Below are 18,872 nucleotides of genomic sequence, written 5' to 3'. Positions count from 1 at the left end.
ATGCAGCCAATTAACGTAATACCGGTAACAGAATTTACCGATTTTTTAAAAACCAACGGTTTGGTAATTGGCAAGGCAAGTGAGTTTGTGGGCAATATGGAGTTTGACCTGCAAGTAAAACGTGCCAATTTAAAAAAGTTAAAGGCAGCAACTTTTAAACAGGTTTTAGATGCTAAAATTTTGCCTGTTAAAAGTAAAACAGCCCTAGCCTACTGGATATCCGAAGGAAAGTTTAAAGAAGGTGAAACTTACAAATGTGCTAAAACAAAACGCTTAATGATTTTAACCAGCGCGCTGGTGCGCTTAAACTATTTATAAAATGGGAACAAAAGGTTTTTGGCTTTCAATGATCTGGGTGGCGTTAGCTGTGCTGCCAATTTATTTTTTAAGAGCATGTGAAATTTATGACGAATACAAACACAAACGCAGAACCAACACACGTAAGTAACATACTTGCTGTGTTTATGCAGCAGCTGGTTGCGAATGGGAATAAATAAAAAAAACAGACTAGATACCTAGCCTGTTAATTTTAAGCATTACTTCTTTAATGCGACTGTTGGTACACCTTCATGTGTTTTAATAGTGCTGGTTGTTGGGTCAAACCATGTTAAATGGGCGTACTGGTTATTGTTGTAAATCTGGTAAATAGTCATGTCGATACTACCTGATTTTAACGTAACAACGTCGCCAATTTTAAATTCATTCATGATAATTATATTTTTTAGTTAAGGTTTTAAATATAATTAAAAAAACCGTTGGTTTTGAAAAAGAAACTTGCTTCGATGCTACAACGGTGCAAATCAATCCACAAAATTCATAACAACGCTTTGTTATGGCTGTTTTCGCGAAAAGGGTGTTTAAGGATTGGGCGCTGCTTTTCACACGTTCTTTGACATATCGAAATTTTTACAACAACAATTTATAATAATCATAAAACAAAATTTTTATGGAAAAATTTATGTTTCAGGACCGAAGTCCTAAAGATCGCGAACAATTGCTTCGCGATAATGCCACAAAGGTAGAAAGCCGCACGTATTTGCGTGCGCTAGATCCTGCCGAAGTTATCGAGCTTCAAAATGCTTACACGCAAAAAGCAATAGAATTATCGGCGGCTGATGATGAATTGAAAATGCATCGCGAAAATTATAAGGCAATAGCTAAACCGTTAAAAGTAGAAATGGCACAAATTATTCAAGGTGTTCGTACCAGCAGCGAAGAGGTTACCGAAGAAGTTTTTCTTTTAGCTGATATGGATGAACAAATGATGTGTTACTACAATCGTTTAGGCGAATTGGTGTACAGCCGACCGCTAATGCAGAACGAAAAACAATACAGTATAACCGATAATTTTAAAGTTGTAAAAAATGGCTAAAGAAATAAACATTTCAGTAGAAAACGGAGTAAAAGAATTGGTGATCCGTAACGGTGAAGCAGTGCCGGTGCATACCGGCAGGGATGTAAATGTTACAAACGTTACAATTTTTTCGCTATTTGAATTTTTGTCGAAAGAAAATGTTTTGTTGTCTATAATTTTAGATTCTGCATTGATTTTTTCGTACGATAATTTAGCAATGCGTTTGGTTTACGGTTTAACAGAACGTCATCCGTACAAATTAAACGGATCTATTCTTTTAAATCCCGATTTGGAAGCGTTCGAAATAAACAAAGGCAAACGATATTCTACTTTTCAATTAGCAGATTTTATCAAAATGAACCGCCATTTATTCGAAAGTAAATCGGTTGCAATGGAATTGGTTTCAACTTTGAAAAACATAAAAGCAACTGTTAACCGTGCTATCGAAGCCAATAAAGACGATCGCGGAAACAAACGCGCGTTGATTGATCAGGTAGTGCAGTCAAACATTCCGGAATCTTTCAATATAGAACTGCCAATTTTTAAAGGGCAGCCAAAAGTTGTTGTTCCGGTTGAAGTTGTTTTGGATGAAGATTTAGAATGTATGCTGGTATCGCCCGATTTAAAACAGATTATTGCCGAAGAAAGCGAACGTTTAATTGGTGGTGAAGTTGAAAAAATCCGTGAACTGCATCCGCAGCTGCGTATTTATCAGGAGTAAAATGGTTTTGTTATGAGTTACACAGGACCACTAACAATGGATGAACGTTTGTTTATCCATTGTTATTACACCACGCTTTCACGGCGCGAAATAGCTGAATATCTGCAAATACCTTTTTGGACTGTAAAAACATATTTGGATAGAAGTAATTTGCGGTTAACTAAACAGCAAATTGCTGCTAAAAACAGCAGAATACACCAGTTAAAAAATAATTCAGCGCAATTTGATGCGTTTATTTTGGCGAATTACGATAAAATTCCTGCTAAAAGAATTGGTTCTATCATTGGTAAAACAGGTGGTTTTGTAACAGACCGCTACAAGTTTTTAAACCTGGTTGTGCCTGCAGAAATAAAAGAAAAATTTAAAGCAGATTCGCTTATTAAAAAAGGATCTGTTCCGCCTAACAAAGGAAAAAAACTATCGGCTGAAATGCGGGCAAAGTTAGAACCAACATTTTTTAAAAAAGGAAACGTGCCTATTAACACAGTGCCTATTGGAACCGAACGCATTACCGATGACGGTTATATTGAAATAAAGGTTGATAATGTACCAATGGTAAAAAACTGGAAGTTAAAACACCGTATTGTTTGGGAACAGCACAACGGAGCAATTCCAAAAGGTTACAACGTGCAGTTTAAAGACGGTAACACGCAAAATGTTGTAATAGATAATTTATACATTATTTCACGAAGCGATCAGTTAAAGAAAAACGGTTACACGCCCGAAGCTTTAGCAAAAAGGTTTTTGAATTTAACGCAGGTTGAAGTTGATTATATGAAAAGTCAAAATCCTGCTTTATTAAACCTTGTGCAAAAACATTACTTGCTTAAACGTGAAATTAAACAACACGAAAATAAATGAATGTTTTAACATTTACCGAAACATTTGCTCCAGGAGTAATGTTTTCTTTTGGTATGAATGTTTTTGAAGTTGAAAAAAGCAAAGTGCTGCACGGTACCCAATTTGTAATTATTACAAAACAAAAAGTTTTTAATATGCTGGGGATTGATGCTGATGCTTTTTTAAAAACTATAAAATTTTTAGACCCCGAAGAAATTAACAGAAAACAGTTGCTTAAAATGCATAATGAAATTGAAAAAACTAAAAATATTATTACACAGATGGAAGATAATAAGTCAATTAGTATCGCTATGGCAGATAAAAAGATCTATCTGCCTAAAGTGTCAAATACAGCAACAGATGTGTTGCAAAATATGTTAGATCAGTTTAATACTGATAAGGTTACGCCTGAGTTGATTGAAAAAACAAAGGCTGTAACTGCCATTACAAAAGAAATGATAAATATTGGTAGGTTGGAACTTGACTATATCAAACTGCAAACCGATAAATCTTAAAGCATGAACGCACCCACTTATTATGCAATAATACCGGCAAATGTTCGGTATTGTAAAGGCTTAAAGGCTAATGCAAAACTGTTGTACGGCGAAATTACGGCTTTGTGTAATAAAGACGGGTTTTGCTGGGCAGAAAACAGCTACTTTGCAGAATTGTACGAAGTTTCGGAAGAAACAATTTCACGATGGATTTCTGATCTAAAAAAGCACAAATTTATTTTTATTTCGGTCGAAAATCAAGGGCGATTTATACGCAAAATATCCCTTGACGAAAAAATCAAAGCCCTTGACGAAATCGTCAAACACCCCTTGACGAAATCGTCAACACCCCTTGACGAAATCGTCAAACATAATAATACATATAATAATACAATTAATAATAAAGCAAACGCGCTCGATTTCTTATCGAAAAATTATCCTTCGGAATATGAAAGTTTGCTGATGAAATATCAGTCAAAAATTTCCGATTTCGAAAAAGCAAAAGAAAGCTTTAACCTAACCTTCGACCTTGAAAATCGGAATTACGATGCCAAAACAATCAACGCACGTGCGCAGCTGTATTTTAACAATTGGTTTACAAACCAGAGTAAATTCCGCCCCGATGTTGCAATAGTTGCAAGCAATCCGGCTAACAAACGTTTTCAAATCTAAAAACTAAAGTTTATGAGCGATTTAAAAAAAGGCTTAATACCACCCCAGGCTGTTGATATTGAAGAAGCGGTGCTGGGCGCGGTGTTGGTAGATAACGCATCGGTTATCGATCTGCTGCATGTAATTAAAACGCCCGATGTTTTTTACAAACCGGCGCACCAAATGGTTTTTGAAGCCATTGCCAGATTATCAAACAAAAACATTCCTGTTGATATTCTTTCGGTTTCGAACGAATTACGGGCGATGAAAAAGCTGGAAGAAGCGGGCGGTGATTTCTATCTGATCAATCTAACCCAAAAAATAGCATCGGCGGCGCATATCGATTATCATGCGCATATTTTAAAGCAGTACTACATCAAACGAAAGATCATCGGGCTGTCTTCCGAAGCTATTCGCTTGGCGTACGATGATGCAGTTGATTCGTTAGAGCTGATGGATTTGATTGATAACGATTTTGTTAAGCTGCACGAAGAAGTTGCATCGGGTAAAACAGATGTTAGCTGGCGCGAAACCTTACAGCAGGTTGCCCGAAATGTTGAAATGCTAACAAACGCAGGCGAAAACGATTTAATTGGTATTGAAACCGGATTTACAAAGCTTAACAAAATGTTTGGCGGTTGGAAGGGTGGCGAATTCATTGTGATTGGTGCACGCCCTGGAATGGGAAAAACAGCGTTTGTTGGCAGCAGTATGATATCGGCAGCGCGTGCGGGTCATGGTGTTGGTTTTATTTCGCTTGAAATGAGTGCGGTGCAGTTAGCTACCCGTGCGGTTGCTTTAAACAGCAGTTTGCACCTAAAGCAGCTAACGCTTAACGGTTTTGAACACAACAAATACTTTGAAACCTTACACCGTGTAACCAGCGAAATGTTTGATTATAACATTCACATAGACGATCGCCCGGCGTTGAATATCAACGAAATTAAACGCAAGGCAAGGTTACTGCACCGTAAGCACGGTATTAAACTGCTTATTGTAGATTATATCCAGCTTAGTGCTGGTGCAGGTAAAGATATTAGAACCGAAACCGGTAAAGTAACGCAGGGTTTGAAAGCTTTGGCAAAGGAACTGGATATCGCTGTGATTGGTTTGGCGCAGTTAAGTCGTGAGGTTGAGAAAACACCTACTAAACGACCTGCGTTGCACCATTTGAAGGAATCGGGCGATATTGAGCAGGATGCTGATATTGTTGCTTTCTTGTACCGTGCAGAATATTACGGGTTGAATATCGATGAAGAGTTGATCGGTCCTGGTGAGAATAGTGAGTTTATCGTTGCAAAGAACCGAAGCGGCGGTTTAGGTACCGTTGGTTTGTGGTACGATGCTAACCGAACAAAGTACATGGATTACGATCCGCTTTCGGGTATGAACGAAAACAAGTTTACTAATGTGCATGTAGATCAACCGTATGTTTATCCGCCTGTACAACCTAACGAGAATGTAGATGGAAGTATATTTTAAAACAATAAGCGATGCCAAAGAAGATACCAACAGTTAAGCGACCTTGGGTGCAAGAACGTAAACCGTTCGAGCGTACCCGCACACACGACGACTTTGATTACAACGCACGCAAGTGGCGCAAGCTACGTGCCTTGCAGTTAGAAAAGTTTCCGTTGTGTAAACACTGCGAAGAAAAAGATCTTGTAACCATTGCTACTGTTGCCGATCACATTACACCGGTAAAGAAAGGCGGCGACGGTTACAGCATGGATAACCTGCAAAGCTTATGCAAAAAGTGCCACGATAGTAAGTCGGCACGAGATAAATAATTTAATAATTAAAACAATGAGAAAAAAGTTTAATAAAGATATTCCTACTGTGTTTACAGAGAATGGATATCACAAAGTAATGTTGCCAACAGGTGAAACGTTACCACATTTAATAAAGACCGAAGTAAAATGTAAAGTTAAAAGCACTGAATTAGCGTTCGTTATCATGGTTGCTAATAAACAAGTTGAAGGTTCGGGTGTTTGTCTTTATCATCTTGAGGCTGACAGAATTGTTTTAACGCTGCCAAATGGTAAACAGATCGGTTTCTTAAACAAAAGCTTTGAACTTGTAAAGGATCGAAAGATTTCGCGCTTAAAGGTAAGGTTAACGCAGGTTAATCTTGCTTCGTGCAAGTGTGTTGCAGCAGATTTATATAATTCTTAAAATGTTAAAATTTTCTTTAACATTTAGGGGTATGGGGTCAATTTTTGAAAGGTTGACCCTAGCGTACATCGCTGTTTAACCAGATTTTTACTCCGTGCTATTTTTTAGGGAGGGGGGTATAAAACATTAATAATTAAATTTTTACCAATGGAAGTTATTCACAATTCGGGTGATGGCTGGAAAGATGCCGAAACGAAAAAAAGTAATAACAACCTTTACGAAATAATAACAAAACTGCCTGCGGCACTTGCTAAGTTTGAACTAACAAAAGACCAAAAGTTTTGGTACAAATATTACGGTGACCAATTGGTAAGCAGTAACAAACTTACCAAAACCGATTTGTTCCATTTGCACCGGTTGGCACAAAGTATTGACTATTACATACAAGCGGAGAAAGAAATTTCTAAACGGGGTTACAACGGCGGTTTGGTGCAAACTTATACAAGCGGTGCGGCAAACGTTTCTGCGCATTGGACCTTACGCGAAAAGTGCTTAAAAGACATTGACGAAATTTCTAAACACTTTGGCTTTAGTTTTAAAGACCGTGCAAAGCTTACGCAGATTAAAGAAGACCCGCAGCAGTTAGATATTTTTAATAACTTTTTTGAAAAACATGGATAGTTTATGAAAACAGTAAAACATCATATTTCTTGTAACATTGAAGGTTTATTAAGAAACTATAAAAACAAAAAAATAGATTTTCTAGAAGATGAAAACGGTGTTGTTTTAAGCGATGCTGAAGCGCGAAAAGAATTAGCCGGATTTCAAAACAAAGGTTACAAGTTAATACCGGGTGATGATTGCGAAGGTTTTGATCCTTTCGGGAATGGTTGCCCAGGGCATGAAATAATTAATCTTTAAAAAATGGCTTATGAAAATTTCAAAACAAGAACGGCAAATAGTATTTGAAAAGTACAACGGTAAATGCGCTTATTGTGGTTGTGAATTAAAAAAAGGTTGGCATGTTGATCACATCGAACCGGTGGTTAGGGATCTTAAAATCGTAAATGGTAAAGTAACTTCTTTACCAACTTGCGAGAAACCTCAAAATCATACTTTAGGAAATTTTAATCCGAGTTGTGCCAGCTGCAATATTTTGAAAAGTTCAGAATCTATCGAGCAGCTTCGAAGAAAGATCGCGCAGTTTGTAAATTCATTAAATCAATATTCAACGCAATACAAGTTTGCTAAAAAATACGGATTGATTAATGAAACGGAAATTGAAGTTAAATTTTACTTTGAAACGCTATGATCCCAACACCCGAAATGCTACAAAGCCCTGCGTTTCAGTATGCGCAAAAGGTGGAAAGCGGTGAAATAAAAACAGGGCGAAAAATAAAGTTGGCGGTTGAACGCTTTTACAAATGGATTGCCGATGCACCGGAAAGCGGTTTTCATCTCGATCACAAAAAAGGCATGTTTATACTGCACTTTTTTTCAACCTTTATAAACCACACCACGGGCGCAATGGCAGGGCAGCCTTTTGTACTGCAGCCGTTTCAGGCGTTTACCATGTACAACCTTTTCGGGTGGATACACACCGAAACCGGAACCCGCCGAATACGCACCGTGTACGACAAACGCGCAAAGAAAAACGGAAAAACAGCCGAAATGGCGGGGCTTGCACTCTACTGCATGAGTTTTGATGTTGAAATGGAAGCACAAATCTACGTAGGTGCAACAAAAGAAGCGCAGGCAAAATTGTGCTGGACCCAGGCACGGCAGTTTATCGAAAGTCCTAAAGCAAACCCGGCGTTAAAAGCAATGGGATTTCGCTGCCTGCAATCCGAAATTCAGTTTAAACGTACCGGCAGCACCATGCGTGCTTTGGGTGGCGACAGTAAAACACAAGACGGTATTAACGCGCATCTTTCAATAATCGACGAATACCACGCGCACGCGTCCGATGCTGTTAAAGAAAATTTGGAATCGTCATCGGTAAACCGTTTGCAGCCTATTACCTATCACATAACAACGGCGGGTGTTAACCTTGCAGGCGTTTGTAAAAACTACGAAGATGCTGTTAACGAAGTTTTGCAAGGCGATAAAACCGACGACCGCCTTTGGATCATGATTCACGATTTAGATGATGGCGATGATTGGATGGACGAAAGCAACTGGTTTAAGGCAAATCCGTTATTGGGTGGCGGTCTAAATTTAGAAGGAATACGGACCGAATTTACCAAGGCGGTAAACCAACCCAGTAAAATGCCCAATTTTAAAACCAAACATTTAAACATGTGGGTTGATGCGCCAACAATTTGGATTCCGCGCGAAATTTGGATGCAAAACAAAGTAGATGAGCTGCCAATGGATAAATTTGAAAAGTTAGGCAGCTTTGCCGGATTAGATTTATCTACTACAACCGATTTAACCGCGTTTGTTGCACTATCGGAACCCGACGAAAACGGCGACCGTTACATTAAGCCTTTTATATTTTGCCCCGAAGATACCGTGCGTGCCAAATCTGAAAACGATGGCGTTGATTACGAAGCGTGGGCTGCAGCCGGTTACATTATAAAAACGCCCGGTGCAACTGCCGATTACGACGAAATTGAAACCTACATTACCGAAAATTACAAGCCGCTAAACGTGCAGCGCATAGAAGCCGACCGCTGGAACTGCGAATTCATGGCGCAAAACCTTGTAAAAAAAGAAATGAATGTATCGTATTTCAGTCAGGCAATAAGTAACATGACATCGCCAACCAAACAGTTTGAAAAACTGGTGTACGACGGTAAAATAAAGCACGACGGTAACCCGGTTTTAACCTGGGCACTATCGGGTTGCGTAATTGTAGAAGATGCTTCGGGCAACGTAAAGGTGCACAAAGGCAAATCTAACTACAACGGTAAGCGTATCGATGCTATAATTGCAGCAATCATGGCGTTGGGCGGATCGCTTTCACCCGATGAACCTACCGATAAGTACGCTACAGAACAAGACGAAATTTATGTATAACCTTTTAATTGAAATAAGATGGAAGAAAAGGAAATTCAGAAAATAAGAGAAAAGTACCCAATTTCGATAGATGAAATAAATACTTACAGTTCTTTTGAACAGATTTTAGGCAAAAACCCGGAAGATTATTCACCTGAAGTAAGAAAACTCCGGTGGGAAAAGAATATGACTGAATTGGCAAAAGAAAATCCCGATTTAGCTGATTATTGGCGTTACGGTAGTGAAGAATCTTGTTCGGGTTGTATCCACAGAGATACATCTGCTAATCATTGGTGTACGCTGCAAGAATTGCCGTGTATGTACAATCCTGTACTAAAAATGTTAGGAATGGCTTGTTACGGTGCTGGTAAAACAATTTCTGTGCAATATGATTTATTTGATAATTAATAAAACTTCCCGATTGTAGCAATCGGCAAAACAAAATGACCTATCAAGAATTAAAAGATTTCTGTAACAGTTTGCCGGAATCAGAATTAAGTAAAAATGTAATTCTTTGGCGTGAAGACGAAGCAATCACAGATATTTCGGCAGAACAGTTGCAAGAAGATCATTACATAGATGTAGATAATAGCGAAGATGGCTGTTTTCCTGCATCGGAATGCAAACATCTGGATCCGGAAACAAAAATTAAAAAAGTGTACGATAAAGGCACGCCAATCTTACACGAAAACTTTTAAAATAAAACAAAATGAATTATAAAAAAGAATTCTTTAAAAAAAACGATGCAAAGTTTTTGCCTTTGGGTTTTAAGAAAATAGAAGATGATCCGATGTTTCATTATAAATACGATTTGATTGAAGATTCGGTGATTAAAGAAAACGAACTTGAAGAAGATGAAGTTCCTTGTTTGCTTGTTGGGAATACCGGTATTAACAGCGGTATTTGTTTATCGGCTGGCGATATGTTTATTTGGATAAACGCTATTGAAACGATTGAGCAAGCTATTGAATGGAGTTCACGAATTACAAATTTTGAACCTAAATAAGCGTAAAAAATGAAAAATCTATTTAAAACAATCATGGTGCTGCTGGTATTGGCAATAGTAATATCGGCAGCTTTAGAAATTAAACGTTATGCGGTAACACCTAAAGAAAAATCACCGCGTGCGGTAAGCGTGCAACCGGCACAGCAAAACCTACACCGAAATTTAGCCTGTGTACGCATACAGCGCAAAGAATTTAACCAAACTAATACACAAAGGGTATGGGTGCGGTTGTAAACATGGCAGATATTAAGGATATGGATATATTGCTGTATTCTAAATGCGGTAATTACAAAGTAAAACCTACCGAACAGCAGCGCGATTACATTTTAAACTTCCTTAAAAACAGCAGTGGTAATGGCGGCAGATTGTAAACACCCAAAACAAGTGAAAATTGTTCTGGAAAGTGTTGTAACCATAGAAAAAACCGTAATTATTTGTGCGGTGTGTAAAAAGTGGCTTTCAGAGCCGGTTATAGAAACTTAATTAAAGTTTTAGTTAAATTCTTACAAAAATCTTTTTAAAAAAGCAAATACTACATTTTAGGCAAAAAGGTGCCAACGACAAAAAGTTTCGTGACTTTTGAAATCGAAATAATAAATACACGAAAAACAGTTACAACCTTAAAAAGCTTAAAAATGAATCAGTTAGAAATTGCCCTAAAAGCAGAAAACGAAAAATTGCAGCAAAAAATACAGCTTATGCAAAGCATTAGCACCCGCGATAAGTTTCATGCCTATTTTTTTAAAATATGCAACAACTACACCACCCGCAAAGATGCTTTTGAATACCTAAATACGCTGTATGCCGAATATTTTGGCAGCGAACTTTTTGCAACCTATGCGGCTTTTAGAATGTACTACAGTAGAAAATCAATTAAAAGATAAAAAAATGAAAAACGAATTAAAAATATTTCTGTTTAACATAGCAATTATACTGCTGTGTGCCGTAACGCTGTTGTTTACATCGTTGCTGTTAGACTGGCGTTTTATTGATGCCTATTTTGCACGCCAAATGGTGGTGTATGCCTTAATGCTGGTACAGGCGTTTGTTTATATGCGAGTTTTTATGTTGTTTAATAAAGTGCGGTTATGAAAAGCGGAATAGAACTTATAGCTGATGAACGTAGACAACAAATTGAAGTTCATGCAAGAACAATTGAGTTGGATCTTAAGTATAATTCAGAAAAACAGTTAAGTGTAGCTGCTAAAAGATTATTAGAGTTTGATCCACGCGAAACTGGTAGACCTTTGTATTGGGATCGGGATATATGGAATAAACTGACTGGAAAAGATTATAAAAAACGTTTAATTATCGCCGGGGCTTTGATTGCTGCCGAAATTGATAGACTACAAAACTTTTAATATATGAAACAAAAAATATACATAGCCGGTAAAGTAACCGGTTTAGAACGTACGGTTGTAGAAAACAACTTTAATACGTTAAAAGAATACTTTACCCAAAAAGGATTTGAAGTTGTAAGCCCGATCGATATAGTTACCGATCCTGCAACCGAATGGAAAGCCGCAATGAAAATCTGCATAGCTGCTTTAATGGATTGTGATTTTATTTACCCGATGAAAAATAGTCGTAATTCAAAAGGTGCGATGTTGGAAATTACAATTGCTAAAGCATTTGGTATAACTTTTATCGATTCTGCTATTGCCGATATTACAAAGTATGTTTCTTATTTAGATAGCGCTAATGTGGTTTTGAATTTAAAATTCGCTGGTAATATGTTTAGTATTTTACGGGCTAACGAAACAGCTTTAAAATTGTTAAATCAGGTTAAAAACAAAACTTCCCACTTGTAGTAAGTGGTTAGGGTAATGAGTAAAGAAGAAAAAGAAAAGTACTTAAAAGATAATGGTTGGTTTACGCTTTGGGCGGATCATTACTGGGTGCATAGTGGTATAATGGCAGGTGCAAATTTAGATTATTGCGGTGTTGATATCGATAGTGCTGTTAAAATACAACAAAAAAGAGATGGTAGTTTTAAAGAATAAAACATAATTCTCACTTTGTAACAAATGTTACACTATTAAAAAAAGCAAGCGGTAATATTGTACAAGATTATTTCGATTTTAAAGGTTGGTATCTTTAGCTATAAGTCTGCTACCGGTTAGCAGACTTATTTTTTAAAAATCTTAAAGGTCGTTAATTGTTGTTGTGTTTTTAATTTGATAAAAAACCGGTGCTTTTCAGTATCGGTTTTTTTATGCCTTAAACTCACTTTGTAACAAATGTTACTTAATTGTTTTATGGTAAACCTATTTTTGAATTTTAAAACTTGTTTAAATCATGAAATAATGATGAAAATTTAGCAAAACGTATCGGTGAACGATATTGGAATTTAGTAATTTTTTAGGCTTTTATAAACCGATGCTTTTCAGTATCGGTTTTTTTTATGCCCTAAACGCACTTTGTAACAGATGTTACACCAAACCATTTTAGCAAAACTACTTTTACACTATAAATAGTAAGGAAATGAGCATATTAAGTAAAATTTTTAGTTTCGGTGCTCAAGACGATACCAGTACTTACAGTCCGTTTTGGGGCTTTGGTGGCGGTAACTCAAAAAGCATTGCAACGGCAAAAACCTCATTAACCTTATCTGCGTTCTTTAACGGTGTGGACCAGCTATCAACCGATATCGCTAAAATGCCCAAAGCAATCTACCGTAAAACCGACCGTGTGCGCGAAAAGTTACACATACACCCGGCAAATTACCTTATTGCAACGGCACCTAACGAAATTATGACAGCTTTTGATTTTTGGCGGGTTATTGTACTGCTTATGCTTTTAAAAGGCGAAGCGTTTGTAAAAATCTACCGAAATGCTACAACCGGCGAAGAAGAGTTCTTTGACATATTAGATAACGAGAAAGTCGATGTAAAAAAAACAGATCATAAACTGATCTATGCCCTTAAGGGCGAACAAATCAACAGTGCAGACATATTGCATTTTAAAGGCTTTACGTTAAATGGTATTCGCGGAATTTCGGTAATAAGCTTTGCGGCGGCAAATTTGGGCGTGCAGTTAGATGCGCACGATTACGGTGCCGAAATGTACAGCAAGCGCGGAATGGGTTACGGTGTTATTGAAAGTGATTCGGAAGTTAAAGACGGTAATAAGAAGTTGATTATTGAAGGATTTAAAGCCCGAATGAACGAACCCGGAGCTTTTCGTGTAGCTGCTTTAGATTTTGGATTAAAATACAAATCTATTGGCATTACACCTGCCGAAGCGCAGTTTTTAGAAACCGGTCGCTTCAGTATTGAAGATATTGCGCGCTGGTTAAACATGCCGGTGCATAAGCTAAAATCTTTAACCAATGCTAATTTCAACACTTTAGAGCAGCAAAACATACAATATGTGGTTGACTGTTTAATGGGTTGGATCGGCAAGATTGAAGCTGAATTAAACCGCAAATTGTTTCCAAAAAATCATCCAACAGATGATTACGTGAAGTTTAACGAAAAAGGTTTTTTACGTGGCGATTTAAAAAGTCAGGCAGAATTTTATACCAAAATGGTATATGCCGGAATTTACGATCGTAACGAAATACGTGAGTTAGAAGACCGAAATCCGCGTGAAGGATTAGACGAGATTTTAACGCCTGTAAACATGGAATTAATGTCACACTTGTTAACAATGAACAAAAAAGAACAAGAAGCAGATGAGTAAAATGATGGTGCGCGATGCGGTTATCCGTGCGATAACCGACGAACAAAAAGAAAAACGGCAGGCTGAATTTGTAATCAGCACCGAAGCCGTTGATACTTACGACACTGTTTTTAAAATTGATGGTTGGGATTTAGAACGCTACAACCGATCGCCTATTGTGTTTTACAACCACAAATCATGGAGCGATGATCCGGACATGATTATCGGAACTTCTGAAGTTCGTGTAGAAGGTAATCAGCTGATTGCTTTACTTACGCTGGAAGAAGGAAACCCGGTTGCCGATACCGTTTGGCGAAAGATACAAAACGGTACGTTGAGAATGGCAAGTATCGGGGCAAATCCGATTGAATGGCGTTGGGGCGATTTTGACAAAGGCGAAAATCCCGATGTAATTTATTTTATCCGTCAAGAATTGTTGGAATGGTCAATTGTTCCGGTAGGATCAAATCCCGATGCGTTAAAACGCAGTGTTGAAAGTTTAGAAGAAATCAGAACTTCTTTAAAAAAGACTGAAGAAAACGAAGAAAAAAAAGTAAGTCGATCAGTGTTTGAACGACAATTAAAAATTAACAAACAAAAGTTTTTGTAAAATGAAAAGAAAGTCTTTACAATTAAAAGAGTTAAGAACTGCTTTGTTAAGAAAACAGCAGGAAACAACCGATAAAGCAAAAGCTGAAAAGCGTGAGTTTACACCCGAAGAGCAGCAGGAATTAGATAATCAGGATGATGAAATTGCCGACCTTGATACGCAGATTGAAACTGCAGAACGTAACGAAGCGCGTGAATTGCGTATGGCATCGTTAACAGCAACATCGGTTGGACAAGGATTTCACGGTGGTGATTTAGGCGAAAGTTCTGAACAGCGCGAAGTGAATAATATTCAAAAACGTTTCTCGTTTAGTAAAGCACTTCGAGAAGCATCGGCTGGTAAGTTGGAAGGTGTTGAAAAAGAAGTAAACGATATGGCTTTGAAGGAAGCTGCAAGTTTGAATTTAGATTTTAAATCAACCGATCGTTCGTTCTCTATTCCTTCGTATATGATGCGTGCAACAACGCAATCGGTAACCGGTGATGCAGGTGCGTTTGGTGGGGCGTTGGTTCCTACCGATATTAGAATGGTTAACGATTTTGTGCCTAAGTTGTTTTTAGAAGATTTGGGTGCTAATTTATTAACAGGTTTAACGGGGAACTTATCGTTACCGATTAATAAAAGTTTTGAATTAGACTGGTTAGACGAAAACGAAGCTGTTACATTAAAAGCCAGTGAGTTTTCAGGACCAACGTTAAAACCTAAAAGAGCGGCAGCGGGTGTAATGATTTCTAACCAATTAATGTTGCAGTCTTCGGTTGATGTGGAAGCGTTAATTATCAACCAGTTTAGAAGTGCTGCGAAAAGAGCGATTGAGCGTGCGGCGATTAACGGTAACGGTCTTAAGCAGCCTTTAGGTTTGTTAAATGTTCCTGGTATCAACCTTTCTGCTGTTACCGCTGCGAAAACGCCGGAGTATGCAGATATTTTGGAATTGAAAGGTTTGGTAAGAGATGCTGATTCAACCGATATTTCTTTAGGTTTCTTGTCTGATAACGTTTTGGCATCGGTGTTAGAAGGTGTTAAAAAAGATGCAGGTTCGGGTCGTTTCTTATTGGAAGAAGGAAAATTGGGAGGAATGAAGCATGTTGCTTCGTCTTTAGTTCCGGAATTAGCAGGCAATCATCCGTTAATCTACGGCGATTGGTCGCAAATGACTGTTGGTCAGTGGGGAGGAGCGCAATTCACGGTTGATCCTTTTACACAGGCTGGTTCGGGTGCAATTGTGGTTTATGTAAACTTATACGCGAACGTAATTATTGCTTTACCAAAAGCATTCGCGGTAAACAAATTCTTAACAGCATAGTATTATGGATAAGAAAGAAAAAGCAAAAGAAACTGTTCAGCCGGAAATTACGGTTGAACAGTTACAAACCGAAAACGGTGCCTTAAAAGATCGTATTACGGAATTAGAAGCAAAAGAACTTTCGGCAACTGAAACTGCAGCTGAAAGAAATACGCTGCTAAACGAAAACCAAGTTTTAAAAGACCGTGTAACTGAATTGGAAACCGAAAACGCTGATCTTAAAACAAAGATCGAAGACTTATCTGCAGAAGAAATTGATTCATCATCATTTCGAAAAGTGGATAAAGACGGTAATGTTAAGATTAAAATTTTACTTGCGCCGGCAGGTAGATGGTTTCTTCCGTACAACGTTGGTCAGGTTGTATCGCACCCTGCTAACCAGGCAGACGAAATGGTTGAACTTAAATACGCCGAATACGTAAAGTAGTTTTTCATAATTATTTAATTTTTATGTTATGGGTTCTTTCGTAAGCAATTGCGAAAGGACCTTTTTAAAAACAAGGGTATGCAAGAAGAAATTATAAAAGAAGAAACCGGCGATGTAGTAGCGCTGGATCTTGTAAAGAAACATCTGCGCATTGAACCCGATTATACCGATGACGATGAACTGATTAAAGTTTATATAGAATCGGCAATAGATCAGGTAGTCAACTTTACCGAACGCCCTTTAGCTTTACAACGCACCGTTTATACAGCCAATAAGTTTGAAGATTTTGTTTTTGAACGCAAAGCGTTAAACGACGAAATTGAGAAAATTGCGTATCAGGAAACTGCTGAAGGTGAAGTGACGGAACTGCCTGATACTTCTTATTCTGTAACGCAGCAAGGTTCTGAATTCTTTAAGGTAGCCTTTAAAGAAAAGCCCGCAACGGTTAGCGTAAAAATCTTTATAAAGCAGGGTTACGATAACGGTACGCTGCCAAAAGTAATTAAACAGGCTATTTTTCTGTTGGTTACCGATGCTTACGAACGCAGGGAAAATAACGCAGCTGTAATTAACAGCAAAGCTAAAAACCTGTTACAACCTTACAGAAAATGGCGGGTGTAAACAAACCTTTCGTTGGTCAGTTAGATCGGCGAATAACGCTTTTTGAACAGGAAACCGTACGAAACGCAATCGGCGAAGAAAAAGAAGTCGATGCCGTGGTTTGTATTCCGTGGGCAAAAGTAGATGAAGTAAGCGGTGGCGAAGATGTTGACGGTAAAGTGTTGCACAGAACACAACGAAGTTTTATTGTAAGGTATCGTGACGATATCAGTGCAAAGAAAAACCAGTTAAAGGTAGATTTTGAAGGCACGCGCTACAACGTAACACATGTAAAGCAAATCGGCAGACGTGAATATCTGGAACTTCAATGTATCGTTTATGAGTAGTTTTAATGTAGAAGTAACCGGATTTAAAGAACTGGTAAACCGTTTAAAGCAAATTGCAGACGATCCGGGAAAACGCCGTGAAGCGTTGGTTATTTTACGACAGATCGCGCAACCAACAATGGTTGTGGCTAAAGATCTAACTCCGGTGAGTAAAGGGCGTGCGTCGTCTAATTTGGCAAGGTACAAGCGGCAAAAAGGCGATAAGCGAATGGTGAGTAAAATACCCGGCAGGTTAAAAAAATCGATCGGGCTTATAACGTCTAAAAACAAAGATAATCCTACAATATTAGTCGGACCAAGGGTGAAAGGTGCTTTTAGCGGTTACGATAAGTCGGGCTGGTACGGGCATTTTGTTCACGACGGGCATAATGTGTACCGTAAAGGTTTTAAACGTGACAGAACGGGAAATCGATTAAGTAAGAAAAAAGGCGATAATTATCTTACCAGGGCACAGTCTAAAAACAGTAAGGGAGCAGTTTCACGAACAAAGGCAAATCCTTTCTTAACGAAAGCTTACGAACGAACCGAAGGGAAAGTAACAGCCGATGCCGAAGCAAAATTTGTAAAATTCGTGCAACGCAGGTTAAACAAACTACAATGATACAGGTAAGCGAATATTTAATAGAAATTTTAAAGAACTACCCGGCGTTAGCTGCGGCGGTTCAAAGCAGGATTTTTCCGCTATTTGCGAATGAAGGTACGCGATTTCCGTTTGCGGTATATGGTTTTGGCGAAGTGTCTTCTGAAACAAAAGATGCCTGTGCCTACAATGTAAACGTGGCTGTTTGGTTTGAACCAAACAATGTAACAGAAGCTTATCAAATGGCTGATGATTTAAAAGAATTAGCGGAAAAAAATCCGTGGGAATTTATCAATACTAATGTTGGTGCTGATGAAGAAAACCGAAAAATATTTAGTGAAATTAATTTTAAAATTATAATGTAAAATGGCAGCAGGTGATCCAATTAAAGGAAAGAACCTTCGTTTGAAGGTTGAGGGTAAAACTGTTTATCATGCTACGGAATGTAGCTGGAGTACGACGAAGGATTTTGAAGAATTTGCTTCGAAAGATACTGTTGGGAAGCGGTCTATTCCCGGTGATTATGAGTTTTCTGCATCAACTGCAGCTTTGATTGTAGAAAAAGCTGCAGGTGCAACGCAAAGTGATATTTACGATCTTTTAGAGCTGTATAAATCTGACACTTTGGTGGAAATAGAGTTTACAACGGATATAGCAGGAACAAAGGTGATCAGCGGTAATTATTACATACAAGCATGTGATATATCAGCTAATAACACTGGTGTAGCAACGGCCAATTGTTCTTTTAGGGGTGATGGCGATTTTTCAATTGAAACCGTAGCGTAATGGAAATAGTTATCAACGAAAAAAAAATCCCGTTGCGCTTTTCGTACTCGTTAATTCGGGCATTGGCAGCTAAATGGAAAATGACTGATTTAGAAGTTGTTTTAAACAAAATTATGAATGCGTTAGCAGCTGCCGAAAAAGATGTTTTTACGGCGATTGATTTAATTGCTGAAATGGTTGTTGAAGCGGCGAAACTAAACGGTATTGAAGTAAGTGCTGATGATGTGGGTGATGTGGTTTTTACCGATCCACAGATTATTACCAGCGTGGTAGAAGCGTTTGTAAACAGTATGCCGAAAATTTCTGCAAGTGATGCAGAAAGCTTAAAAAAAAAGGCGGCGATACAGCAGAAGTAACATTTGATGAATTAGA

At 38.0% G+C, this 18,872-nt stretch carries 35 protein-coding genes; 34 read left to right on the top strand and 1 reads right to left on the bottom strand.

Annotated elements, in window-relative coordinates:
* Both BM253_RS12255 and BM253_RS17600 read left to right on the top strand, forming a co-directional pair.
* Window positions 1–318, top strand: a complete 318-nt coding sequence (locus BM253_RS12255; protein WP_091524700.1) for a hypothetical protein — start codon at window positions 1–3, stop codon at window positions 316–318.
* A 1-nt stretch (window position 319) separates the two neighbouring features.
* Entirely contained in the window at window positions 320–448 is a 129-nt protein-coding gene (locus BM253_RS17600) for a hypothetical protein (RefSeq protein ID WP_262487592.1), read from the top strand.
* Between the two features lie 88 nt (window positions 449–536).
* Here the strand turns inward: BM253_RS17600 and BM253_RS12250 are convergent, their stop codons facing one another.
* Window positions 537–707: a DUF2158 domain-containing protein gene (locus BM253_RS12250; protein WP_091524697.1), complete on the bottom strand. Its 171-nt coding sequence runs from the start codon at window positions 705–707 to the stop codon at window positions 537–539.
* A gap of 239 nt (window positions 708–946) precedes the next feature.
* On the opposite strand from BM253_RS12250, the gene BM253_RS12245 reads away from it, so the two are divergent.
* The 32 genes from BM253_RS12245 to BM253_RS12100 all read left to right on the top strand — a co-directional run bounded on the left by BM253_RS12245 (window position 947) and on the right by BM253_RS12100 (window position 18,856).
* Window positions 947–1,372: a hypothetical protein gene (locus BM253_RS12245; RefSeq protein ID WP_091524694.1), complete on the top strand. Its 426-nt coding sequence runs from the start codon at window positions 947–949 to the stop codon at window positions 1,370–1,372.
* A complete protein-coding gene (locus tag BM253_RS12240; protein ID WP_091524690.1) occupies window positions 1,365–2,075 on the top strand; it encodes a hypothetical protein in 711 nt (236 codons plus the stop codon). Before BM253_RS12245 ends, BM253_RS12240 begins: the two co-directional genes overlap by 8 nt.
* A gap of 12 nt (window positions 2,076–2,087) precedes the next feature.
* The gene (locus BM253_RS12235; protein ID WP_218154378.1) at window positions 2,088–2,936 is read left to right on the top strand and encodes an HNH endonuclease signature motif containing protein; all 849 of its coding nucleotides are present in this window, start codon (window positions 2,088–2,090) and stop codon (window positions 2,934–2,936) included.
* The gene (locus tag BM253_RS12230; protein ID WP_091524684.1) at window positions 2,933–3,430 is read left to right on the top strand and encodes a hypothetical protein; all 498 of its coding nucleotides are present in this window, start codon (window positions 2,933–2,935) and stop codon (window positions 3,428–3,430) included. The genes BM253_RS12235 and BM253_RS12230 overlap by 4 nt, the downstream gene beginning before the upstream one ends.
* Before the next feature lie 3 nt (window positions 3,431–3,433).
* Window positions 3,434–4,081: a helix-turn-helix domain-containing protein gene (locus BM253_RS12225; protein WP_091524679.1), complete on the top strand. Its 648-nt coding sequence runs from the start codon at window positions 3,434–3,436 to the stop codon at window positions 4,079–4,081.
* Window positions 4,082–4,093: 12 nt separating this feature from the next.
* Window positions 4,094–5,542: a replicative DNA helicase gene (locus BM253_RS12220; RefSeq protein ID WP_091524676.1), complete on the top strand. Its 1,449-nt coding sequence runs from the start codon at window positions 4,094–4,096 to the stop codon at window positions 5,540–5,542.
* A gap of 11 nt (window positions 5,543–5,553) precedes the next feature.
* Window positions 5,554–5,850 (top strand): HNH endonuclease, encoded by a 297-nt coding sequence (locus tag BM253_RS12215; RefSeq protein WP_091524672.1) that lies wholly within the window; start codon window positions 5,554–5,556, stop codon window positions 5,848–5,850.
* A 16-nt stretch (window positions 5,851–5,866) separates the two neighbouring features.
* On the top strand, window positions 5,867–6,235 hold the full coding sequence (locus tag BM253_RS12210; RefSeq protein WP_091524668.1) for a hypothetical protein: 369 nt from the start codon (window positions 5,867–5,869) through the stop codon (window positions 6,233–6,235).
* 147 nt (window positions 6,236–6,382) lie between these two features.
* Complete coding sequence (locus BM253_RS12205) at window positions 6,383–6,856, top strand: P27 family phage terminase small subunit (protein WP_091524665.1); 474 nt, start codon at window positions 6,383–6,385, stop codon at window positions 6,854–6,856.
* A gap of 3 nt (window positions 6,857–6,859) precedes the next feature.
* Window positions 6,860–7,096 carry a hypothetical protein gene (locus BM253_RS12200; protein ID WP_091524661.1) on the top strand — a complete coding sequence of 79 codons (237 nt, stop codon included), beginning with the start codon at window positions 6,860–6,862 and terminating at the stop codon, window positions 7,094–7,096.
* A gap of 10 nt (window positions 7,097–7,106) precedes the next feature.
* Complete coding sequence (locus tag BM253_RS12195) at window positions 7,107–7,487, top strand: HNH endonuclease (protein ID WP_091524657.1); 381 nt, start codon at window positions 7,107–7,109, stop codon at window positions 7,485–7,487.
* Complete coding sequence (locus BM253_RS12190; RefSeq protein WP_091524653.1) at window positions 7,484–9,196, top strand: terminase large subunit; 1,713 nt, start codon at window positions 7,484–7,486, stop codon at window positions 9,194–9,196. The genes BM253_RS12195 and BM253_RS12190 overlap by 4 nt, the downstream gene beginning before the upstream one ends.
* An 18-nt stretch (window positions 9,197–9,214) precedes the next feature.
* A complete protein-coding gene (locus BM253_RS12185; RefSeq protein WP_091524650.1) occupies window positions 9,215–9,583 on the top strand; it encodes a hypothetical protein in 369 nt (122 codons plus the stop codon).
* Window positions 9,584–9,618: 35 nt separating this feature from the next.
* Complete coding sequence (locus BM253_RS12180; protein WP_091524647.1) at window positions 9,619–9,873, top strand: hypothetical protein; 255 nt, start codon at window positions 9,619–9,621, stop codon at window positions 9,871–9,873.
* Between the two features lie 11 nt (window positions 9,874–9,884).
* On the top strand, window positions 9,885–10,181 hold the full coding sequence (locus BM253_RS12175; protein ID WP_091524644.1) for a hypothetical protein: 297 nt from the start codon (window positions 9,885–9,887) through the stop codon (window positions 10,179–10,181).
* Window positions 10,182–10,190: 9 nt separating this feature from the next.
* On the top strand, window positions 10,191–10,415 hold the full coding sequence (locus BM253_RS12170) for a hypothetical protein (RefSeq protein WP_091524640.1): 225 nt from the start codon (window positions 10,191–10,193) through the stop codon (window positions 10,413–10,415).
* A gap of 2 nt (window positions 10,416–10,417) precedes the next feature.
* Window positions 10,418–10,552: a hypothetical protein gene (locus BM253_RS17595; RefSeq protein ID WP_262487591.1), complete on the top strand. Its 135-nt coding sequence runs from the start codon at window positions 10,418–10,420 to the stop codon at window positions 10,550–10,552.
* Window positions 10,553–10,816: 264 nt separating this feature from the next.
* Window positions 10,817–11,065: a hypothetical protein gene (locus BM253_RS12165; protein WP_143095649.1), complete on the top strand. Its 249-nt coding sequence runs from the start codon at window positions 10,817–10,819 to the stop codon at window positions 11,063–11,065.
* 4 nt (window positions 11,066–11,069) lie between these two features.
* The gene (locus BM253_RS12160) at window positions 11,070–11,273 is read left to right on the top strand and encodes a hypothetical protein (protein WP_143095648.1); all 204 of its coding nucleotides are present in this window, start codon (window positions 11,070–11,072) and stop codon (window positions 11,271–11,273) included.
* Entirely contained in the window at window positions 11,270–11,542 is a 273-nt protein-coding gene (locus tag BM253_RS12155) for a hypothetical protein (protein ID WP_091524630.1), read from the top strand. The genes BM253_RS12160 and BM253_RS12155 overlap by 4 nt, the downstream gene beginning before the upstream one ends.
* A gap of 3 nt (window positions 11,543–11,545) precedes the next feature.
* A complete protein-coding gene (locus tag BM253_RS12150) occupies window positions 11,546–11,992 on the top strand; it encodes a DUF4406 domain-containing protein (RefSeq protein WP_091524626.1) in 447 nt (148 codons plus the stop codon).
* 15 nt (window positions 11,993–12,007) lie between these two features.
* Entirely contained in the window at window positions 12,008–12,184 is a 177-nt protein-coding gene (locus BM253_RS17355) for a hypothetical protein (protein WP_177205778.1), read from the top strand.
* 481 nt (window positions 12,185–12,665) lie between these two features.
* Entirely contained in the window at window positions 12,666–13,865 is a 1,200-nt protein-coding gene (locus BM253_RS12145; protein WP_091524623.1) for a phage portal protein, read from the top strand.
* A complete protein-coding gene (locus BM253_RS12140) occupies window positions 13,858–14,454 on the top strand; it encodes an HK97 family phage prohead protease (RefSeq protein WP_091524620.1) in 597 nt (198 codons plus the stop codon). The genes BM253_RS12145 and BM253_RS12140 overlap by 8 nt, the downstream gene beginning before the upstream one ends.
* A gap of 1 nt (window position 14,455) precedes the next feature.
* Window positions 14,456–15,760 (top strand): phage major capsid protein, encoded by a 1,305-nt coding sequence (locus BM253_RS12135; protein WP_091524616.1) that lies wholly within the window; start codon window positions 14,456–14,458, stop codon window positions 15,758–15,760.
* A gap of 4 nt (window positions 15,761–15,764) precedes the next feature.
* A complete protein-coding gene (locus BM253_RS12130; protein ID WP_091524611.1) occupies window positions 15,765–16,187 on the top strand; it encodes a hypothetical protein in 423 nt (140 codons plus the stop codon).
* Between the two features lie 78 nt (window positions 16,188–16,265).
* Window positions 16,266–16,808, top strand: coding sequence for a head-tail connector protein (locus BM253_RS12125; RefSeq protein WP_091524608.1), 543 nt, complete (start codon window positions 16,266–16,268; stop codon window positions 16,806–16,808).
* Window positions 16,796–17,134, top strand: a complete 339-nt coding sequence (locus BM253_RS12120; protein ID WP_091524605.1) for a head-tail adaptor protein — start codon at window positions 16,796–16,798, stop codon at window positions 17,132–17,134. Before BM253_RS12125 ends, BM253_RS12120 begins: the two co-directional genes overlap by 13 nt.
* Window positions 17,127–17,735, top strand: a complete 609-nt coding sequence (locus tag BM253_RS12115; RefSeq protein ID WP_091524603.1) for a hypothetical protein — start codon at window positions 17,127–17,129, stop codon at window positions 17,733–17,735. The genes BM253_RS12120 and BM253_RS12115 overlap by 8 nt, the downstream gene beginning before the upstream one ends.
* Window positions 17,732–18,079 (top strand): gp17 family tail completion protein, encoded by a 348-nt coding sequence (locus BM253_RS12110; RefSeq protein ID WP_091524598.1) that lies wholly within the window; start codon window positions 17,732–17,734, stop codon window positions 18,077–18,079. The genes BM253_RS12115 and BM253_RS12110 overlap by 4 nt, the downstream gene beginning before the upstream one ends.
* 1 nt (window position 18,080) lies before the next feature.
* A complete protein-coding gene (locus BM253_RS12105) occupies window positions 18,081–18,500 on the top strand; it encodes a phage tail tube protein (RefSeq protein WP_091524596.1) in 420 nt (139 codons plus the stop codon).
* The gene (locus BM253_RS12100) at window positions 18,500–18,856 is read left to right on the top strand and encodes a hypothetical protein (protein WP_091524593.1); all 357 of its coding nucleotides are present in this window, start codon (window positions 18,500–18,502) and stop codon (window positions 18,854–18,856) included. Before BM253_RS12105 ends, BM253_RS12100 begins: the two co-directional genes overlap by 1 nt.
* The last annotated feature ends 16 nt before the right edge of the window (window positions 18,857–18,872 follow it).

The organism is Paenimyroides ummariense, from assembly GCF_900115115.1.
GTDB classification, from domain to species: Bacteria; Bacteroidota; Bacteroidia; order Flavobacteriales; family Flavobacteriaceae; genus Flavobacterium; species Flavobacterium ummariense.
This window is presented reverse-complemented; position numbering and strand designations above follow the sequence as displayed.

Coding starts and splice junctions, on each gene's coding strand:
- BM253_RS12255 (WP_091524700.1), top strand. CDS start 1: ATGCAGCCAATTAACGTAATACCGGTAACAGAATTTACCGATTTTTTA.
- BM253_RS17600 (WP_262487592.1), top strand. CDS start 320: ATGGGAACAAAAGGTTTTTGGCTTTCAATGATCTGGGTGGCGTTAGCT.
- BM253_RS12250 (WP_091524697.1), bottom strand. CDS start 707: ATGAATGAATTTAAAATTGGCGACGTTGTTACGTTAAAATCAGGTAGT.
- BM253_RS12245 (WP_091524694.1), top strand. CDS start 947: ATGGAAAAATTTATGTTTCAGGACCGAAGTCCTAAAGATCGCGAACAA.
- BM253_RS12240 (WP_091524690.1), top strand. CDS start 1,365: ATGGCTAAAGAAATAAACATTTCAGTAGAAAACGGAGTAAAAGAATTG.
- BM253_RS12235 (WP_218154378.1), top strand. CDS start 2,088: ATGAGTTACACAGGACCACTAACAATGGATGAACGTTTGTTTATCCAT.
- BM253_RS12230 (WP_091524684.1), top strand. CDS start 2,933: ATGAATGTTTTAACATTTACCGAAACATTTGCTCCAGGAGTAATGTTT.
- BM253_RS12225 (WP_091524679.1), top strand. CDS start 3,434: ATGAACGCACCCACTTATTATGCAATAATACCGGCAAATGTTCGGTAT.
- BM253_RS12220 (WP_091524676.1), top strand. CDS start 4,094: ATGAGCGATTTAAAAAAAGGCTTAATACCACCCCAGGCTGTTGATATT.
- BM253_RS12215 (WP_091524672.1), top strand. CDS start 5,554: ATGCCAAAGAAGATACCAACAGTTAAGCGACCTTGGGTGCAAGAACGT.
- BM253_RS12210 (WP_091524668.1), top strand. CDS start 5,867: ATGAGAAAAAAGTTTAATAAAGATATTCCTACTGTGTTTACAGAGAAT.
- BM253_RS12205 (WP_091524665.1), top strand. CDS start 6,383: ATGGAAGTTATTCACAATTCGGGTGATGGCTGGAAAGATGCCGAAACG.
- BM253_RS12200 (WP_091524661.1), top strand. CDS start 6,860: ATGAAAACAGTAAAACATCATATTTCTTGTAACATTGAAGGTTTATTA.
- BM253_RS12195 (WP_091524657.1), top strand. CDS start 7,107: ATGAAAATTTCAAAACAAGAACGGCAAATAGTATTTGAAAAGTACAAC.
- BM253_RS12190 (WP_091524653.1), top strand. CDS start 7,484: ATGATCCCAACACCCGAAATGCTACAAAGCCCTGCGTTTCAGTATGCG.
- BM253_RS12185 (WP_091524650.1), top strand. CDS start 9,215: ATGGAAGAAAAGGAAATTCAGAAAATAAGAGAAAAGTACCCAATTTCG.
- BM253_RS12180 (WP_091524647.1), top strand. CDS start 9,619: ATGACCTATCAAGAATTAAAAGATTTCTGTAACAGTTTGCCGGAATCA.
- BM253_RS12175 (WP_091524644.1), top strand. CDS start 9,885: ATGAATTATAAAAAAGAATTCTTTAAAAAAAACGATGCAAAGTTTTTG.
- BM253_RS12170 (WP_091524640.1), top strand. CDS start 10,191: ATGAAAAATCTATTTAAAACAATCATGGTGCTGCTGGTATTGGCAATA.
- BM253_RS17595 (WP_262487591.1), top strand. CDS start 10,418: ATGGCAGATATTAAGGATATGGATATATTGCTGTATTCTAAATGCGGT.
- BM253_RS12165 (WP_143095649.1), top strand. CDS start 10,817: ATGAATCAGTTAGAAATTGCCCTAAAAGCAGAAAACGAAAAATTGCAG.
- BM253_RS12160 (WP_143095648.1), top strand. CDS start 11,070: ATGAAAAACGAATTAAAAATATTTCTGTTTAACATAGCAATTATACTG.
- BM253_RS12155 (WP_091524630.1), top strand. CDS start 11,270: ATGAAAAGCGGAATAGAACTTATAGCTGATGAACGTAGACAACAAATT.
- BM253_RS12150 (WP_091524626.1), top strand. CDS start 11,546: ATGAAACAAAAAATATACATAGCCGGTAAAGTAACCGGTTTAGAACGT.
- BM253_RS17355 (WP_177205778.1), top strand. CDS start 12,008: ATGAGTAAAGAAGAAAAAGAAAAGTACTTAAAAGATAATGGTTGGTTT.
- BM253_RS12145 (WP_091524623.1), top strand. CDS start 12,666: ATGAGCATATTAAGTAAAATTTTTAGTTTCGGTGCTCAAGACGATACC.
- BM253_RS12140 (WP_091524620.1), top strand. CDS start 13,858: ATGAGTAAAATGATGGTGCGCGATGCGGTTATCCGTGCGATAACCGAC.
- BM253_RS12135 (WP_091524616.1), top strand. CDS start 14,456: ATGAAAAGAAAGTCTTTACAATTAAAAGAGTTAAGAACTGCTTTGTTA.
- BM253_RS12130 (WP_091524611.1), top strand. CDS start 15,765: ATGGATAAGAAAGAAAAAGCAAAAGAAACTGTTCAGCCGGAAATTACG.
- BM253_RS12125 (WP_091524608.1), top strand. CDS start 16,266: ATGCAAGAAGAAATTATAAAAGAAGAAACCGGCGATGTAGTAGCGCTG.
- BM253_RS12120 (WP_091524605.1), top strand. CDS start 16,796: ATGGCGGGTGTAAACAAACCTTTCGTTGGTCAGTTAGATCGGCGAATA.
- BM253_RS12115 (WP_091524603.1), top strand. CDS start 17,127: ATGAGTAGTTTTAATGTAGAAGTAACCGGATTTAAAGAACTGGTAAAC.
- BM253_RS12110 (WP_091524598.1), top strand. CDS start 17,732: ATGATACAGGTAAGCGAATATTTAATAGAAATTTTAAAGAACTACCCG.
- BM253_RS12105 (WP_091524596.1), top strand. CDS start 18,081: ATGGCAGCAGGTGATCCAATTAAAGGAAAGAACCTTCGTTTGAAGGTT.
- BM253_RS12100 (WP_091524593.1), top strand. CDS start 18,500: ATGGAAATAGTTATCAACGAAAAAAAAATCCCGTTGCGCTTTTCGTAC.